Raw genomic sequence first — 16,390 nt, 5'->3', positions numbered from 1 at the left:
GGGCGTGGGGAATCCACGGCCGTGGAACTGCACGAAATCTCCAGTTGACAGGGGGGAGGAGGCACGTCGGGGGCGGGCGTGACTCATAGGTCCATGCGTGTGCGGGACGGAAGAAGCTGTGGCGAGGAAACCGTCAATCACCGCCGGTGGGCAACCCTTGAAGGGGGGTGGCCCCGACAATGGCGCAAAAGATCGTTTGAAGGCCGGGGATCGCCCCTGGGAGGGGCGGGCGAGGCATAGCGCCCCCCGCGCATCACGGCGCGGGAGGACGGCGGCGTCACGACGGATCAGGGCAGCCGTCAGCATGTCCCCGACAGGTGCGTAGTCGTGTGTACGCGCAGACAAGAGAATCCGTCTCCGTAGTTACGTGTACCCGCGACGCCGACGACGGGGCGGACACGGGTCGGCCGGGGCGGCTCCCCGTACTCACCGGCGCCTTGGTCAGCCCGGCATCGCGAGGTCACCGGAGGTGGGCGCCCGGACGGCAGTGGTGACGCCGTCATGAGCACCTGGCCGGTCCTGTTGGGGCCGACCTGTCTCAACCACCCGCGTGGATAGACCAGTTCGCTCACCCTACAACGATCAACACCATGCGACGCGTCGATTCCGGTCGCAGCGTCCAGGCCGGCAGGGTCCCCGCCGGCCCGGCCCGGGGGCTTCGCCGAGGATCGCGCCGGACGGTCCGTCAGTGACGGCGGTCCGATGCGGCTCCTCGCGGCTTTCGGCCCGTCAGCGATGCCGCGGGCCATGGGAAGCAAACCCATGCTTTGCACGCAGAAAGCCCCCCTCACCGGATCGACGGCATCCTGATTCCGCACAGCCCATCGACCTGTCGACATCAAAACGTGCGCCGGTCAGCAAATCCACTATTTGCTCAGACGCACGAGCCTATTCGCTTACGCTGCCGACCGGTAGATCCAGCCGAACGTTCACACGATCCAAACATGAGGGCGTCGGCGGGGGCGAGGGAGGGTGATCGAGAAGACCGATGTCAGTCCGGTCCGGGCCGAGTTGCGGCTCGCGGATCACGTCGCCTGCCGGGCCCTACCGGGGCGCTTCGCCCGTACGCCGCTGCAGTTCCCACAGAGTCCGGAACAGGCCGGGCTCCTGGGTGAGTTGTTCGTAGGAGCCCTCCTGGACGACCTGCCCCCGGTCGAGGACGACGATCCTGTCGGCGATGCTCACGTTGGCCAGCCGGTGGGTGATCAGCACGACGGCACGGTCCTTGGCCAGCTCCCGCAGCCCGCTGAAGATCCGGTACTCGGCGCGGGCGTCGAGCGCGGCCGTGGGCTCGTCCATCACCAGCAGGGCCGACTGCCGGTGGAAGGCCCGGGTCAGGACGATCCGCTGCCACTGCCCGCCGGACAGCTGCTGGCCGCCGAACCACTCGGCGGTCAGCAGGGTGTCCAGCCCCGAGCGCAGCCCGGGCAGCATGTCGCTCGCCCCGGATGCCTCGCACGCGGCGAGGACGGCCGCGTCGCCGTCGTCGCCCTGGCCGAAGGTGATGTTGTCCCGCATGGTCAGGGGCAGGTGGGTGTAGTTCTGCGGGATCAGGGCGACGTTCTTCCACGCTTCCCACGGGTTGAGCTCCGTGGTGGTGGCGTGGTCCCAGGCCACCGCCCCGGTGGTCGGCAGCAGCAGCCCGCACAGCAGCCGGGACAAGGTGGTCTTGCCCGACCCGTTCTCCCCGACCAGGGCCACGATCTCGCCGCGCTTCACGTGCAGGGAGACGTCGCTGAGGCTTTCGGCGGGAGCGCCGTCGTACCGGTAGGTGATGTCGCGGGCCTCGAACCGCTCCGGTGGGGCCGACAGCTTCCTGTCGCCGCGGGACGCCCGCATGGCCTGGCCGTGGGCGTTGTCGATGAACCGCTGCCAGTCCTGGACGTACCAGCCGGTGCGCACCAGCCGGGCCCCGCCGTTGATGATGCCGCGCACGGATCCGGTGGCCGTCTGGAGGGCGAAGACGGCCCCGCCCCCGGCTGCCAGGTCCATGCGGCCGGAGGCCAGGAGGTAGAGGAGCGCCGCCCATACCGCGGCCGACGCGATCCCGCCGACCGTCGCACCGGCCAGTCCCATCCACGCGCCGGTGTCGGCGGCCCTGCGCTCGGTGGTGTTGACCGAGGCGGCGAGACCCCGGTAGCGGCGGACGAGGAACGGGCCGGCCAGGCAGGCCCGCATCTCCTCGCTCGAATCCATGTACGCCATGTGCCAGCGCAGTTTGGACAGCATGCGGCGTCGCCCGGACGTTTCCAGGCCCGCCAGGTACAGAACGCGCGCGCCGCGTACGTACGCGGCGGCCTGCGGCAGGCACGCCACCAGGAGCAGCGGCAGCAGCACGGGGTGCAGGACGGTCAGCACGGCCGCCCCCGCACCGAGCGTGGCCGTGGCGGCCAGCACGTCCTGGGCCTCGGCCACGAGGTCGGGGGTGACCTGCGCGCCCCGGTCGGCGATGTCGTACGCGTCGTTGTAGCCGGGCTGGTTGTTCGCCGCGAGCTCCGCGCCGAGCGCCGCCTCGATCATCGTCAGCTCCGCCGCCCGGGCCAGCACCGGCCGCAGCCGGCCGGTCAGCCAGGTCACCATGATCCCCAGCAGGGCGCGCAGACCTGCGGCGGTGGCGATGACGGCGAGCTGCGGGGCGGCGTCCCACAACCGGTCGGTGATCTCGCCGGACCCGATCAGCGCGTTGATGGACCCCGTGACGGCGAGCAGCCCGAGGGCGGCCAGCACCCCGGTGCCGATCTGGCAGACCAGCAGCCCGGCCGTCGCCGCCCGGTCCACCCGCCAGGCCATCCTCAGCGACCGGACCACCAGCGCCGGCAGCCGCCGCGCCATCGTGCCGGTCGTCAGCTGGGCGGCGGCCTTGAGCCGGGACTCGTCCCGGTACGAGAACTCCTCCGCCGGCTCCCCGCTCGCGCTCGCCCCGGCGGAGCCCGGTCCTGTCGATGTGCCCGCGTCCAACTGATCGGGCGTTCCGGCCGAGGTCACATGGCCCCCTCATGGTTCGTCTGTCGCGGACGGGTCATGAGGTGTAACGACCCCGGCCGGAACTCGAACACGTGTGTTTCGGCCGGACCGCGAACCGTGCACCACAAGGACCGAACGAGCGTGCGGGTTACACCCACCCCCGCGCCGCATGGGAGGCGGAGCGACGCGGAGGTGGCCGAAAAGCCGTCACCGGGCCGGGGAGGGGTGACGACCGATACCGGCACGCGTGGGCCGAGGAAGCTCCGGGTGACGACCGGTGTCGGCCCGCGTCCGCCGAAGCAACGCGTCGGCCGAGGCAGCGCGTCAGCGCCGTACGCGGGGCATCCCCAGTCCGATCCAGGAGATGATCTCCCGCTGGATCTCGTTGTTGCCGCCGCCGAAGGTGAAGATCACCGCCGACCGGTAGCCGCGTTCCAGCTCGCCGTGGAGCACCGCGCCGGCGGAGCCCTCCTTCAGCGGGCCCGCCGAGCCGACGATCTCCATCAGCCAGGCGTAGGCGTCGCGGCGGGCCTCGGAGCCGTAGACCTTGACCGCCGAGGCGTCCTGCGGGGTGAGGGTGGCGTCCTGGAGGGCGGCGACCATCTGCCAGTTGAGCAGTTTCATGGCGTCCAGCCGGGTGTGGGTGCGGGCGAGCAGGGCGCGGACCCAGCCGAGGTCGATGACCCGGCGGCCGTCCGTGAGCTTGGCGCCGGCGACCCAGCGCTGGACGTCGTGCAGGGCGCGGACCGCCATGGTGCCGTGGGCGGCGAGGGTGACGCGTTCGTGGTTGAGCTGGTTGGTGATGAGCCGCCAGCCCTTGTTCTCCTCGCCCACCCGGCGGGAGACGGGGACCCGGATGTTCTCGTAGTAGCTGGCCGTCGTGTCGTGCGAGGCGAGGGTGTTGATCAGGGTGCAGGAGTAGCCGGGGTCGCTCGTGGGGACCAGGAGCATGGTGATGCCCTTGTGCGGCGGGGCTTCGGGGTCGGTGCGCACGGCGAGCCAGACCCAGTCGGCGGTGTCGCCGTTGGTGGTCCAGATCTTCTGGCCGTTCACGATGTACGCGTCCCCGTCGCGGACCGCGCGCGTCTTGAGGGCGGCCAGGTCGGTGCCCGCGTCCGGCTCGCTGTAGCCGATCGCGAAGTCGGTCTCCCCGGCGAGGATCTTCGGCAGGAAGTACGCCTTCTGCTCGTCGGTCCCGAACCGCATGATCGTGGGCCCGACCGTGTTCAGCGCCATCAGCGGCAGCGGCACGCCCGCCTGGGCCGCCTCGTCGAAGAAGATGAACTGTTCCATCGGAGTCAGGCCCCGGCCGCCGTACTCCTTCGGCCAGCCCACCCCCAGCCAGCCGTCGCCGCCGAGCCGGCGGATCGTCTCACGGTAGAAGCGCTTCTGGGCGGCGGGTTCCGTGTAGCGGGCGTAGGCGTTGCCGGGGACCAGGCCGGCGAAGTAGTGGCGCAGTTCGGTGCGCAACCGCTGCTGCTCAGGCGTGTATTCGAGGTGCACGGCCCCTCCAGAGTCTCGCTTCAGCGTCGCCCGTGTGCGGCGGCGCACACAGTAGAACGTGTTGCAAGAATCCGGAAGGGCCGGGGCGACGGCGGTTGCGCGTCAGCGCTTGACGGCGCGCAGGACGACGAACTTCGCGTCGCCCGCCACCGTGGTGCAGTTCCCGAAGATCCGGCGCAGATGGGTGTGGTACGAGAGGTGCCGGTTGCCGACCACCCAGAGTTCGCCGCCCTGCCGCAGCGCGGTGCGCGCGCTGACGAACATCGTGCGGGCGGTGGCGTCGGTGGTGGCCATGTGGGAGTGGAACGGCGGGTTGTTGAGCACCAGGTCCACGCTGCCCGGGGCGAGGCCGGCCAGGCCGTCGCCGACCAGGAAGTCGGCCTTCGCGCCCTCCGGCGCGCCCAGGCGGAACGTCTCTTCGGCGGAGGCGACGGCTCCGTACGACTCGTCGACGAAGGTGACGTGCGCGTCGGGGTTGGCGAGCGCGGCGGACAGGCCGAGAACGCCGTTGCCGCAGCCCAGGTCGGCGACCTTGACGGATCCGCCGCGGGTGGGCAGGTGCTTCAGGAAGAAGCGGGTGCCGACGTCCAGGCGCTCGGCGCAGAAGATCCCGGCGTGGTTGACAGCGGTGCGGCCGGAGGCGGGCCCCACGTCGGCGGGCAGCTCGTAGCGGTACGGCCAGGGGCTCGGCGTGCGCGCGAGCTCGGGGTCCGGGGTGCAGAAGATGAGCCGCGCCTTGCGCACCGCGAGGGAAGTGCGGGTCGGCCCGACGATCCGCTCGAAGAGCTTGAGGGTGGAGGTGTGGATCTCCTTGACCATGCCGGTGCCGATGATCACCGTGCCCGCGTGGACGGCGGGGGCGATCCGGTGGAGCTGGTCCTCCAGGAACGCCAGGGACTTCGGCACCCGGACCAGCAGCACGTCGACGCGGTCCGGCGGGGTGTCGCGCGAGGACAGCAGCGTCACGGCGTCCGCGTCCAGGCCGTTGCGTTCGAGGTTGGCCAGGGTGGCGCGCCGGGCCAGGTACGAGTCACTGATCTGTACGGGCTCGTGGGCGGCCAGCGCGGTCGCCAGGGCGCCCCACCGGTCCCCCACGACGGCGACCGTGCCCGAGAGGTCGACGGGACCCGTCTCGGGATCCGTCAGCTGCCGGAGCAGGTATTCGTCGGCGGCGTCCCATGCCCGAAAGGGATCGCTCGGGTGTTCGGGGAAGCGGGCAAGCTCGAAAGCGCCCTGTGAGGTCGTCAAACGGTTCATATGTCACTCAGGCTAACCGAGGGACCGGGGAGCGCCCCACACGCTCCCCGGTCCCCCGGCCGTATCGCCTCCCCATCGCCTCGCCGGCCGGCCCCCGGCCCCTCCCCGGACGCGTCGGCGGCGCGTGCCCCGCGCGGCCGTCGCACGCGGCGGGCGGGCCGTGTCAGGGCAGCTTCTTGTCGAGGGCCGACCGCCCCTCGTCGGCCAGCTTGCGCCGGGCCCATTCCAAGGTCTCCGGTGACAGGTCCCGCCCTGAGGCGAGCACCAGGTCCTCCGCGCTCGGCCGGTCGCTCGCGCCCGTGTGCAGCAGCCGGTCGGGGGTGACGCCCCGCGTCTCGGGGCGGGTCGCGGATACGGATTCGGGGTCTTCGCTCATGCCGCCTCCTCCTCGTCCTTGCGGCAATTCTCGCGCCGCACGGGCCGTACCGCATCCGAGGCGGGCCGGACCCCGCCCGAAGGCCCCGGGGCCGGCGCGCCACCCGGGAGAGTGAACCGGTCATTGGGCCGCCCGAGGAGTGGGCAGAACCGGAACGTCGTTTCTCACCTCTCGAGGCGGTGCCCATGCTCCACGGCGTCGACGTCAGCGCCTATCAGCCCTCCTACGACACGGACGGTCTCGACTTCGTCTTCGTCAAGTCCACCGAAGGCCGCACCTATGTCAATCCACGGCTCGACGCCCAGGTGAAGCGGGCGCGGGACGCCGAGTGCGTCGTCGGCTTCTACCACTTCCTGTGGCCGGGGGACGTGAAGGACCAGGTGGCGTACTTCCTGAGCAAGACCCCGGAGAAGGAGGGCGACCTGCTCGCCGTCGACTGGGAGCAGACCGGCGGAGGGACGCGCGCGAGCAGCGCGGAGAAGGACCGCTTCCTGCGCGAGGTGAAACGGGAGCGGCCCGGACACCGGGTCCTCCTCTACTGCAACCGGGCCTTCTGGCGCACCCATGACACCAGCGACTACGCGGGCGACGGGCTGTGGATCGCCGACTACGTCTCCGCGGGCAGGCCCAGGATCGAGGCAAAGTGGCGGATCCACCAGTACACCGACGATCCTCTGGACAGGAACGTGGCCGACTTCGCGTCGGTCCGGGCCCTGCGCGACTGGGCCGCCGGGTAGCGGCGGCGCGCGATGCACGGGGCGCGGGAGGGAGCTCTACGCCTGCGCCGGCAGCCCGGGGCCCGCCGCGCCCCGGTAGTGGGTCCGGGGCAGGACCTCCCAGGCGACGGTGGTCGTCTCGGCGGGCCCGAACCGGCTCTTGGCCACCCTCAGCCGGGCCGTCGCGGTGCGGTGGTCCGGGTCGGCCATCGCGAAGACGTCGCAGTCGTATTCGAGGGCCCCGTCGGACCGCAGCGCCTCGAAGTCGAGCGGGCCGCCCTTCCTGCTCCGGACCAGCACCAGGACCGGCAGGGACGCCTTGAGCGCCAGTTCGAGGAGCTCCCGGCCGGCCGCGCCCACGACGTCCTCGCGCTCGTGGTGGCCGGTGACGCTCCCCCAGTGCAGCCGGGAGAACTGGTCGACGAGGACCATCCCGACCTCGCCGCCCCTGACGGCCAGGTCCCGGTAGGCGACTTCGGCGGGGAGTTCGGCGGTGCGCCGTACGCGCAGGGCGCCGTCCCAGTGCGGGGACCAACCGGGGTGCAGGCACAGCGGGTTCGCACCGCTCCTGGCCGCCGCCTGGGCGATGTGGAACGGGGTCTCGCCGCCGGGCTCCCAGGGCAGGGCGAGCACGGCGAACCGCTTGCTCCCGATCTCCATGCCGAGGACCTCGTCCAGGGCGGGCCAGGGAGTCAGGGGGCGGGCCGGCCGCTCCCCGTACCGCGCGACGCGCCGCGCCGTCGCGTCCACTGCGGTCCCACGGTCCACGAGGTCTCCCGGAAATGCCCGATCGGCGCCGGACGGGCCGGCAAGGTCCCCACCAGGGTGTCAGAGCCACGGAGCGACATGGGGCGCTTCCGGTACGACCGGGCGGTTTCCGGCACGATCAGGGAGGTTTTGACCTGCACATGATAGGTACACCGCGTTCACACGCGGGCCACGGTGCGTGTGGGAGGCTCCCGCGTACCAACCGGTCGCATCCGGCCACCCCGGCAAGAGCCCTCCCCAGGGCCGGACTTGCGGTGGCCGCGTTTCGAGAGGACACCCCACATGTCCCGTCGCCCTCTTCCGTTCTACGCGCGTCCACTCCTGGCCACAGCGGCCGCCGTCGCCGTGCTCGCGGGCACCGCGGCGGCCGCGCCCGCCGACACTCCGCCCGACCGTCCCGCCGCCCTCGCCGCCGCACTCGACGACACGTACTACAAGAACGCCCTCGGCAAGAGCGGCGCCGAGCTCAAGGCGGCCCTGCACACGATCATCCGCGACCAGACCAAGCTCTCCTACAGCCAGGTGTGGGACGCGCTCAAGGCCACCGACGAGGACCCCGCCAAGCCCTCCAACGTGATCCTGCTCTACACCGGGCGCTCCCAGTCCAAGAGCGACAACGGCGGCAACGCCGACCAGTGGAACCGCGAGCACGTCTGGGCCAAGTCGCACGGTGGCTTCGGCACGGCCACGGGCCCGGGCACCGACATCCACCACCTGCGGCCCGAGGACGTCTCGGTCAACTCAGCCCGTGGCAACAAGGACTTCGACAACGGCGGCAGCCAACTGGGCGAGGCCCCGGGCAACTACACCGACGGCGACTCCTTCGAACCGCGCGACGCGGTCAAGGGGGACGTCGCCCGCATGATCCTCTACATGGCCGTGCGCTACGAGGGAAACGACTCGTTCGCCGACCTCGAACCCAACGACAAGGTGAACAACGGCTCCGCCCCGAAGATGGGCAAGCTGTCCGTGCTGAAGCGGTGGAGCCAGGAGGACCCGCCGGACGCCTTCGAGAAGCGGCGTAACGACGTCATATTCGAGCGGTTCCAGCACAACCGGAACCCGTTCATCGACCACCCCGAGTGGGTCGGGGCCATCTGGTAGCCGGGCCCGCTCACCCCTCCCCGGCCAGGGCCTTCGCGCAGCCTTCCACGGCAGCCTCGCGGGTGGCGTAGCGCGGCAGGTCCTGGCCGGTCCCCTCCCGCACGACGTCCGGCGGGCCCAGCACGTCGCGCGGGTCGACGACCGCCGCGCGCCGGCCGTCGCTGGAGAGGCGGGCGAGGCCGGTGTGGAGCATCGACAGGGCGACCGAGTCGACGGAGGTGACGTCGTGCAGGTCCAGGACGACGGAGCCGCTGCGGTCGGGCCCCGACTCGTCCAGCGCGTACAGCACGCGTTCGGCCGCCGTGAAGTCGATGGCCCCCTGCGCGACGACCACGCCGACCTTCTCGTGGAGGACCCTCTCGTGCTCGGCCGAGGGGGCCGACGGCAGGTCGTCCGCCGTGGTGACGAGGCTGACGGTGGAGCCGGGCAGGGCGGGGTTGAGCATCAGGTGGAGTCCGTAGCGCTCCGAGAGCGCGCGGAGTGCGGCGTGGCCGCGTACCGACGTACCGGTGGCGTCCAGCGGCGGACTGTAGGAGGCGAGGCCGAAGCGGGCGGGGCCGACCGCGATGAGGCCGCCGGAGACCCCGCTCTTGGCGGGCAGCCCGATGCGCAGCAGCCACTCCCCCGAACCGTCGTACATGCCGCAGGTGGCCATCACGGCGAGCACCCGGGCGGCGACCTCCGCGGAGACGACCTGTTCGCGGGTGACCGGGTTGACCCCGCCGTACGCGAGGGTCGCGGCCATCGTGGCGAGGTCGAGCGCGGTGACGCGGACCGCGCACTGCCGGAAGTAGCGGTCCACCGCGAGCACCGGGTCGACGGGCATGGTGCCGGTGGAGCGGATCAGGTACGCGAGGGCCCGGTTGCGGTCGCCGGTCATGGACTCGGAGGCGAACACCTCCTCGTCCACGTCCAGTTCGCGTCCGGCGAACCGTCCGAGGCAGTGCAGGATGCGTTCGAAGGCGGGCTCGTCGGGGGCGTCGGGGATCAGGGCGGTGGTGACGATGGCCCCGGCGTTGACCATGGCGTTGGCGGGCCGGCCGGTGCCGGGTTCGAGGCTGATGGCGTTGAACGCGTCGCCGCTCGGCTCCGCGCCGACCCACCGGCTCACCTCGTCGAGGCCGAGGACGGACAGGGCGAAGGCGTAGATGAACGGTTTGGAGACCGACTGGAGCGTGAAGGGGATCTCGGCCTCGCCCGCGCTGTAGCGGTGCCCGTCCATGCTGACCAGGGCCAGCCCGAAGGCATCCGGGTCGGCCAGGCCCAGCTGCGGGATGTAGTCGGCGGGACGGCCGCCCGGCAGGTCGCCGAATTCGGCGCGCATCCTCTTGAGCGAGTCGGTCACCGCGTCGGCGGCGCTCATCCGGGCCGCCCCTCAGCCGCGCTCGGCCTGGGCGACCCGGGGGAAGGTCTTGACCCCGGCGGCCTTGCGGCTGTTGGCCTGGACGTCGACGGTGCGGTCCGGCGGCGCGTCCTCGACGCCGACGACCACCGTGTCCAGGACCTTGTCCTCGGCGTCGACGAACTCCACCTTCACGGCGTAGAAGGCCGGTTCGTCCGTGGAGTTGGTGACGCGGACGAGGGCGCTGCGGACCTCCTCGGAGGCGGCGACGGGAAGCCCGTTCACCGAGACGTCACCGGCCGCGTTCCCCCGGCCCTGCACGCCTTCGAGCTGCTCGACCGCCTGCTGCCGGACGCGTTCGGTCTCGGCGGAGACGGAGGCGGCGAAGCTCTCCTGGGTGCGCGGGCTCTGCTCCCCGGACGGCGATTCCTCCGCCGAGGGCGATGCCCCGGAGGGCGACTCCGCGTGCTCGGAATGCTCGGGCGTGAGCGTCCGCACGCTGCGGGAGGTGCCCTCGCTCGTGGTGTCGGAGTCGCAGGCCGCGGTGGTGGCGGCCAGGAGGGCGGCGGCCACGGCGGGGACCAGGACACGGGCCCCGCGCGGGAAGGGATTCGCTTTCACGGACATTCCGTCCAATCGAGGGGGAAGAAGAGCACGACAAGAATGATCACCAACTCGCCCATATTAGAATCAAACGGTATGAATTGACTCGTCGAAGCGTCCGCTTCATACGGGAGCGGGCTGAAGCCCTGGGAGGGAACGATGGACACGGACGCCCTGACCGCCGGCCTGTTGCGGGAGCTGCGGGCGACCCGGCCCTATCCGGCCCTGTCCCTGACCATGCCGACCCACCGCACGGCCCCGGACAACAACCAGGACCCGGTGCGGCTGCGCAACCTGGTGACGGAGGCGGTCCATCGTCTGGACGCCGACCCGCGGGTGAGCCGGGAGACCGCCGCCGCCATCAGGGCCGAGCTGGACCGGGCGGTCGACGAGGTGGACCCGCGCCGGGCCCTGGACTCGCTGGTCGTCCTGGCCACGGCCGGTGAGCACCAGATCTGGCAGCTTCCCCGCACCGCACCCGAACGGGTGGTGCTGAGCGACAGCTATCTCACCCGCAACCTCGTCGCCGCGAAGGCCCTGGCCCGGCCCTTCTGGGCGCTGACCGTCGCCGCCGACCACGCCACCCTGTGGAACGGCACGGGCGAGGGCATCGAAGTGCGGGAGACGGGCGGTTTCCCCCTGACCGCCCCGAAGGAGCCGCCCAACCCGCAGCGCGAGGAGCGGATCGGGGACACCCCGAGCACGTTCAGCTACGAGGACACGCGGCAGTTCTTCCGCACCGTCGACGAGAAGCTGCGCGCCGTGCTGGCCGCTGACCCGCGCCCGCTGTACGTGATGGGGCTGCCGCCCGCCCTCTCCCTCCTCGACGAGGTCGGCGCGAGCGCCAAGGCGGCCGTGGGCCGCGTCGCCAAGGGGGCGCCGGCCGACCTGCCGCCCGCCGAGGTCCTCAAGGAGCTGCGGCCCGCGCTGGAGGAAGGGGCCCGGCAGGCCACGGCCGACGTGGAGAGGCGGCTGGACAACGCCCGCAGCGCGCACTCCTTCGCCGGCGGGCTCGACGAGGTGTGGGCGGCCGTCCGGGAGGGCCGGGTGGGGCTGGTCGCGGTGGAGGAGCACTACCAGAGGACCGTCCGGGTGACCGACGAGCACCTGGAGCCCGTTCCCGAGGGGGCCGAGCGGTCGGCGGACGAGCAGATCCGCGAGGACATCGTCGACGAGCTGATCGAGGCGGCCCTCGACGGCGGCGCGGACGTGGTCTTCGTCGAGGACGACTCGCTGGCCGAGCACGGGCGGATCGCGGCGGCGCTGCGGTTCTGACGGGCGCGGATCCCGCCCGGGCCGTCTTCGTCGGCACTCGTACGGAGGCGGCCTCAGCCGATCCTGCGGACCGGGTCGCCGTCGGGGAACGCCCGGATGTCCTCGACCGCCTGGCCGTAGTACGTCGCGTAGTCGGCGCGGGACGCATACCCCAGGTGCGGGGTGGCCGGCAGGCGCGGGGCGGTGCGCATCGGGTGGCCGGCCGGGAAGGGTTCGACCTCGCGCGCGCCTCTCGTCGAGGTTCTGGCTCCGGGCCGGCACCGCCATGCCGAAGGCCCGGCCCACCCGGGCGACCCGGCCGCCGATCTTCCCCGGGCCCAGGTGAGTTCGACGGGCGGGTGGAGGAGCTGTCGGCGCCGCAGACGGTGACGCCGTGCCGCTCGGCGGCGGCGAAGTCGATCACGGCGCAGCGCGGCTTCGTACGGGGCTCTCTCCGGCGGGGCGGGGCGGACGCCGCCCATGATCGCCCGTGGGGCGACGCGCGTCACGGCCCCGCCGAAGGACGCCGGGTCAGCCGTCCCAGCTCCACTCCGCCACCTCGGGCAGGTCGACCCCGTGTTCGCGGATCCAGGCGTGGTGGCGGGTGCGGACGTCGGCCATCGCCTGGCGCACGGCGACCGCGCGGACGCCGAGCCCCGGCACCCGGTCGATGACGTCCATGACCAGCCGGTAGCGGTCCAGGTCGTTGCGGACCACCATGTCGAAGGGCGTGGTGGTGGTGCCCTCCTCCTTGTAGCCGCGCACATGCAGTTGGGCGTGGCCCGCGCGGCGGTAGGCGAGCCGGTGGATCAGCCACGGGTAGCCGTGGTACGCGAAGATCACCGGCTTGTCGCGGGTGAACAGGGCGTCGTACTCGGCGTCCGTCATGCCGTGCGGGTGCTCCTCGTGCGGCATCATCCGGGCGATGTCGACGACGTTGACCACCCGTACGGCCAGATCCGGCAGATGGCGGCGGAGCAGGCCGGCGGCGGCCAGCACCTCCTGGGTGGGGACGTCCCCGGCGCAGCCGAGCACCACGTCCGGCTCGCGGCCGCCGTCCTCGGTCCCGGCCCACTCCCAGGCCCCGGCCCCCCGCGCGCAGTGGGCGCGGGCCTCCTCCAGGGTGAGCCAGTCGAAGGCCGGCTGCTTGCCCGCCACGATCACGTTGACGTAGTCCCGGCTGCGGAGCGCGTGATCGGCCACGGAGAGCAGGGTGTTGGCGTCCGGCGGGAGGTAGACCCGTACGACCTCGGGGCTCTTGTTCAGGATGTGGTCGACGAAGCCGGGATCCTGGTGCGAGAAGCCGTTGTGGTCCTGTCGCCAGACGTGCGAGGTGAGCAGGTAGTTGAGCGAGGCGATGGGCCTGCGCCAGGGCAGCCGGCGCGAGGTGCGCAGCCACTTGATGTGCTGGTTGACCATCGAGTCGACGATGTGGGCGAACGCCTCGTAACTGGAGAACAGCCCGTGCCGTCCGGTCAGGAGATAGCCCTCCAGCCAGCCCTGGCAGAGGTGTTCGGAGAGCACTTCCATCACCCGGCCGTCGCGGGCGAGGTATTCGTCGGTGGGCAGGGTCTTCGCCTGCCAGGACTTGCCGGTCGCCCGGTAGAGGTCCTGGAGCCGGTTGGAGGCGGTCTCGTCGGGGCCGACCACCCGGAAGTCGCGGCGTTCTGCCGTCGCGGCCATGACGCCCTCCAGGAGTCCGCCGAGGACCTGGGTCGGCGAGTGGCTGGAGGAACCCGGCCTGTCGACGCGTACGGCGTGGTCCTCCAGCGCGGGCAGCGGCAGATCGCGCAGGAGCAGACCGCCGTTGGCGTACGGGGTCGAGCCGAGCCGGGCGTCGCCCTCGGGGACGCAGGCGAGGACCTGCTCGGTCGGTCGGCCCTCGGCGTCGAACAGTTCCTCGGGACGGTAGGAGCGCAGCCACGCCTCCAGCTGCCGCAGGTGCTCCGGGTTGTCCCGGACCCCGGAGAGCGGGACCTGGTGGGAGCGCCAGGTGTTCTCGACGGGCAGCCCGTCGACCTCCTTGGGCCCGGTCCAGCCCTTGGGGGTGCGCAGCACGATCATGGGCCAGCGGGGGCGTTCGGTGGCCCCGTCCTCGCGCGCGGCGCGCTGGTGGGCGGTGATGCGGTCCACGGCGGTGTCCATCGCGACGGCCATCGCCCGGTGGACGGCGGCCGGGTCGTCGCCCGTGACGTACAGCGGGTCGTGGCCGTAGCCGCGCAGGAGCTGGTCGAGCTCGTCCTCGGGCAGCCGGGCCAGGACCGTGGGGTTGGCGATCTTGTAGCCGTTGAGGTGGAGGACGGGCAGGACGGCCCCGTCGTGGACCGGGTCGAGGAACTTGTTCGCGTGCCAGGACGCGGCGAGCGGCCCGGTCTCCGCCTCGCCGTCGCCGATCACGCAGGTCACCAGCAGGCCGGGGTGGTCGAAGGCTGCCCCGTAGGCGTGGGTGAGGGCGTAGCCGAGTTCGCCGCCCTCGTGGATGGAGCCGGGGGTCTCCGGGGCGACGTGGCTGGGCACGCCGCCGGGGAAGGAGAACTGCTTGAAGAGCACGCCCATGCCCTCGGCGTTCCGGGGGACGTCGGGATACGTCTCGGAGTAGCTGCCCTCCAGCCAGGCGTTGGCGAGGACGGCCGGACCGCCGTGGCCGGGACCCCAGACGCAGAGCGCCTCGATGCCCCGGTCCTTCACGACGCGGTTGACGTGGGTGTGGACCAGGTTGAGCCCGGGCGAGGTGCCCCAGTGGCCGAGGAGCCGGGGCTTGATGTCCTCGGGGGCGAGCGGCCGGGTCAGCAGGGGGTTGGCCATCAGGTAGATCTGGCCCACGGCGAGGTAGTTGGCCGCGCGCCAGTGCGCGTCGAGCGCGGCCAGTTCCTCGTCGGAGGGGGTGGACGGGGTGTGGGTGTCGCTCACGGAGCTGGTCTCCTCGTGGGGTGACGGCGCAACGGATGGGCGAAGTCCGGAACCTGGTCAGGACTTCTCAGGGCCGTACCAGAGGGTGGTTACGTTGCAGAACTCGCGGATTCCGTGTCCGGCCAGCTCACGCCCGTAACCGGAGCGCTTGATCCCGCCGAAGGGCAGGGCCGGGTGCGAGGCGGTCATCCCGTTGAAGAAGACCCCGCCGGCCTCCAGGTCGCGGGCGCAGCGCTCCTGCTCCCCCGCGTCCCGGGTCCAGACGTTGGAACTGAGCCCGAACGGGGTGTCGTTGGCCAGGTGCACGGCCTCGTCGAGGTCGGCGACCCGGTAGAGGGTGGCGACCGGGCCGAAGGTCTCCTCGCGGTGGATGCGCATGGCGGGGGTGATCCCGGCGAGCACGGTGGGCTCGTAGAACCAGCCGTTCTCCAGGCCGCCTTCGAGCTTGTCGGGGCGGCCGCCGCCGCAGAGGACGGTCGCGCCGCGCTCGACGGCGTCGTCGACCAGCTCCTCCAGGTCGGTGCGGCCCTGCTCGCTGGCCAGCGGCCCGACGTCGGTGGACTCCTCCAGCGGGTCCCCGACCGTGAGGGCCCGCATGCCCGCGGTGAAGTGCTCGGCGAAGGCGTCGTACACCTCCGCGTGGACGATGAACCGCTTGGCGGCGATACAGGACTGGCCGTTGTTCTGGACGCGTGCGGTGACGGCGGTGGCGGCGGCCTTCTCCACGTCCGCCGAGGGCAGCACGAGATACGGGTCGCTGCCGCCGAGCTCCAGCACCGTCTTCTTGACCTCGTCGCCGGCGGTGGAGGCGACGGAGCGGCCCGCCGGCTCGCTGCCGGTGAGGGTGGCCGCGGCGACCCGGGGGTCGCGCAGGACCGCTTCGACCGCGCCCGAGCCGATCAGCAGCGTACGGAAGCAGCCCGCCGGGAATCCGGCCCGGTGGAACAGGTCCTCCAGGTAGAGCGCGGTCTGCGGGACGTTCGAGGCGTGCTTGAGGAGGCCGACGTTGCCCGCCATCAGCGCGGGGGCGGCGAAGCGCACCACCTGCCAGAGCGGGAAGTTCCACGGCATGACGGCGAGGACGACGCCGAGCGGGCGGTAGCGGACCAGGGCCCGGGACGCCCCGGAGTCCGTCACGTCGTCGGGGTCCGGGTGCTCGTCGGCGAGCAGCCGCTCGGCGTTGGCCGCGTACCAGCGCATCGCCTTGGCGCACTTGGCGGCCTCGGCGCGGGCGGCGGCCACCGGCTTGCCCATTTCGAGGGTCATGGTGCGGGCGATGGCGTCGCGGTCCGCCTCCAGGAGTTCGGCGGCCCGGTTCAGCCAGGCGGCGCGCTGCTCGAAGGGGGTGGTGCGGTACTGCTGGAAGGTGGTGTGGGCGGCGGCGATCCTGCGTTCGGTCTCCTCCTCGCCGAGGGCGTCGTAGGACCTGATCAGTTCGCCGTTCGCGGGGTTGACCGTCGCGATGGGCATGGCAGTGGCCTCCTTGCATCGGTACTTCGACGGTGCCGCGCCGCGTGGTCGGGCGCAACGCGGCCCCTTCCGCACGTACCCGGCCGACGCGGTTCATGCGTGCCGGGTGGGGCACGTTCCGCG

At 72.1% G+C, this 16,390-nt stretch carries 12 protein-coding genes and 1 pseudogene; 3 read left to right on the top strand and 10 right to left on the bottom strand.

Annotated features, from left to right (window positions below; translation table 11 throughout):
• Positions 1-1,044 precede the first annotated feature (1,044 nt).
• From ACLJPL_RS23690 to ACLJPL_RS23675, 4 genes are all read right to left on the bottom strand, one after another.
• A complete protein-coding gene (locus ACLJPL_RS23690) occupies positions 1,045-2,958 on the bottom strand; it encodes an ATP-binding cassette domain-containing protein (RefSeq protein WP_411083019.1) in 1,914 nt (637 codons plus the stop codon).
• 330 nt (positions 2,959-3,288) lie between these two features.
• On the bottom strand, positions 3,289-4,467 hold the full coding sequence (locus ACLJPL_RS23685; RefSeq protein ID WP_411082918.1) for an acyl-CoA dehydrogenase family protein: 1,179 nt from the start codon (positions 4,465-4,467) through the stop codon (positions 3,289-3,291).
• 102 nt (positions 4,468-4,569) lie between these two features.
• The gene (locus ACLJPL_RS23680) at positions 4,570-5,724 is read right to left on the bottom strand and encodes a methyltransferase (protein ID WP_411082917.1); all 1,155 of its coding nucleotides are present in this window, start codon (positions 5,722-5,724) and stop codon (positions 4,570-4,572) included.
• A gap of 163 nt (positions 5,725-5,887) precedes the next feature.
• On the bottom strand, positions 5,888-6,100 hold the full coding sequence (locus ACLJPL_RS23675) for a hypothetical protein (protein WP_411082916.1): 213 nt from the start codon (positions 6,098-6,100) through the stop codon (positions 5,888-5,890).
• 185 nt (positions 6,101-6,285) lie between these two features.
• Between ACLJPL_RS23675 and ACLJPL_RS23670 the strand changes: the two genes are divergently transcribed.
• Positions 6,286-6,837 carry a GH25 family lysozyme gene (locus tag ACLJPL_RS23670; protein ID WP_411082915.1) on the top strand — a complete coding sequence of 184 codons (552 nt, stop codon included), beginning with the start codon at positions 6,286-6,288 and terminating at the stop codon, positions 6,835-6,837.
• Positions 6,838-6,873: 36 nt separating this feature from the next.
• On the opposite strand, the gene ACLJPL_RS23665 is transcribed toward ACLJPL_RS23670, so the two are convergent.
• Positions 6,874-7,584 carry a hypothetical protein gene (locus ACLJPL_RS23665; protein ID WP_411082914.1) on the bottom strand — a complete coding sequence of 237 codons (711 nt, stop codon included), beginning with the start codon at positions 7,582-7,584 and terminating at the stop codon, positions 6,874-6,876.
• Positions 7,585-7,866: 282 nt separating this feature from the next.
• On the opposite strand from ACLJPL_RS23665, the gene ACLJPL_RS23660 reads away from it, so the two are divergent.
• Positions 7,867-8,688, top strand: a complete 822-nt coding sequence (locus ACLJPL_RS23660; protein ID WP_411082913.1) for an endonuclease I family protein — start codon at positions 7,867-7,869, stop codon at positions 8,686-8,688.
• Between the two features lie 10 nt (positions 8,689-8,698).
• On the opposite strand, the gene glsA is transcribed toward ACLJPL_RS23660, so the two are convergent.
• The gene (gene glsA / locus ACLJPL_RS23655; RefSeq protein ID WP_411082912.1) at positions 8,699-10,051 is read right to left on the bottom strand and encodes a glutaminase A; all 1,353 of its coding nucleotides are present in this window, start codon (positions 10,049-10,051) and stop codon (positions 8,699-8,701) included.
• 12 nt (positions 10,052-10,063) lie between these two features.
• Positions 10,064-10,651 carry a hypothetical protein gene (locus ACLJPL_RS23650; RefSeq protein WP_411082911.1) on the bottom strand — a complete coding sequence of 196 codons (588 nt, stop codon included), beginning with the start codon at positions 10,649-10,651 and terminating at the stop codon, positions 10,064-10,066.
• A gap of 141 nt (positions 10,652-10,792) precedes the next feature.
• On the opposite strand from ACLJPL_RS23650, the gene ACLJPL_RS23645 reads away from it, so the two are divergent.
• Positions 10,793-11,908 (top strand): chemotaxis protein, encoded by a 1,116-nt coding sequence (locus ACLJPL_RS23645; protein ID WP_411082910.1) that lies wholly within the window; start codon positions 10,793-10,795, stop codon positions 11,906-11,908.
• Between the two features lie 53 nt (positions 11,909-11,961).
• Here the strand turns inward: ACLJPL_RS23645 and ACLJPL_RS23640 are convergent.
• From ACLJPL_RS23640 to ACLJPL_RS23630, 3 genes and pseudogenes are all read right to left on the bottom strand, one after another.
• A pseudogene (locus ACLJPL_RS23640) lies at positions 11,962-12,320 on the bottom strand (hypothetical protein); the annotation flags it as partial.
• A 98-nt stretch (positions 12,321-12,418) separates the two neighbouring features.
• Positions 12,419-14,797 (bottom strand): phosphoketolase, encoded by a 2,379-nt coding sequence (locus ACLJPL_RS23635; RefSeq protein ID WP_411082909.1) that lies wholly within the window; start codon positions 14,795-14,797, stop codon positions 12,419-12,421.
• 57 nt (positions 14,798-14,854) lie between these two features.
• Positions 14,855-16,267 (bottom strand): NADP-dependent succinic semialdehyde dehydrogenase, encoded by a 1,413-nt coding sequence (locus ACLJPL_RS23630; protein WP_411082908.1) that lies wholly within the window; start codon positions 16,265-16,267, stop codon positions 14,855-14,857.
• Between the last annotated feature and the right edge of the window lie 123 nt (positions 16,268-16,390).

This window comes from Streptomyces sp. cmx-18-6, assembly GCF_046548915.1.
Classification (GTDB): Bacteria; Actinomycetota; Actinomycetes; order Streptomycetales; family Streptomycetaceae; genus Streptomyces.
The sequence above is the reverse complement of the archived record's forward strand: the minus strand, read 5'-3'. Positions and strand labels throughout refer to the sequence as shown.

What these genes read in the sequence shown, in the direction of transcription:
- ACLJPL_RS23645 (WP_411082910.1), top strand. Translation starts at nt 10,793, where the DNA reads ATGGACACGGACGCCCTGACCGCCGGCCTGTTGCGGGAGCTGCGGGCG.
- ACLJPL_RS23630 (WP_411082908.1), bottom strand. Translation starts at nt 16,267, where the DNA reads ATGCCCATCGCGACGGTCAACCCCGCGAACGGCGAACTGATCAGGTCC.
- ACLJPL_RS23675 (WP_411082916.1), bottom strand. Translation starts at nt 6,100, where the DNA reads ATGAGCGAAGACCCCGAATCCGTATCCGCGACCCGCCCCGAGACGCGG.
- ACLJPL_RS23680 (WP_411082917.1), bottom strand. Translation starts at nt 5,724, where the DNA reads ATGAACCGTTTGACGACCTCACAGGGCGCTTTCGAGCTTGCCCGCTTC.
- glsA (WP_411082912.1), bottom strand. Translation starts at nt 10,051, where the DNA reads ATGAGCGCCGCCGACGCGGTGACCGACTCGCTCAAGAGGATGCGCGCC.
- ACLJPL_RS23660 (WP_411082913.1), top strand. Translation starts at nt 7,867, where the DNA reads ATGTCCCGTCGCCCTCTTCCGTTCTACGCGCGTCCACTCCTGGCCACA.
- ACLJPL_RS23670 (WP_411082915.1), top strand. Translation starts at nt 6,286, where the DNA reads ATGCTCCACGGCGTCGACGTCAGCGCCTATCAGCCCTCCTACGACACG.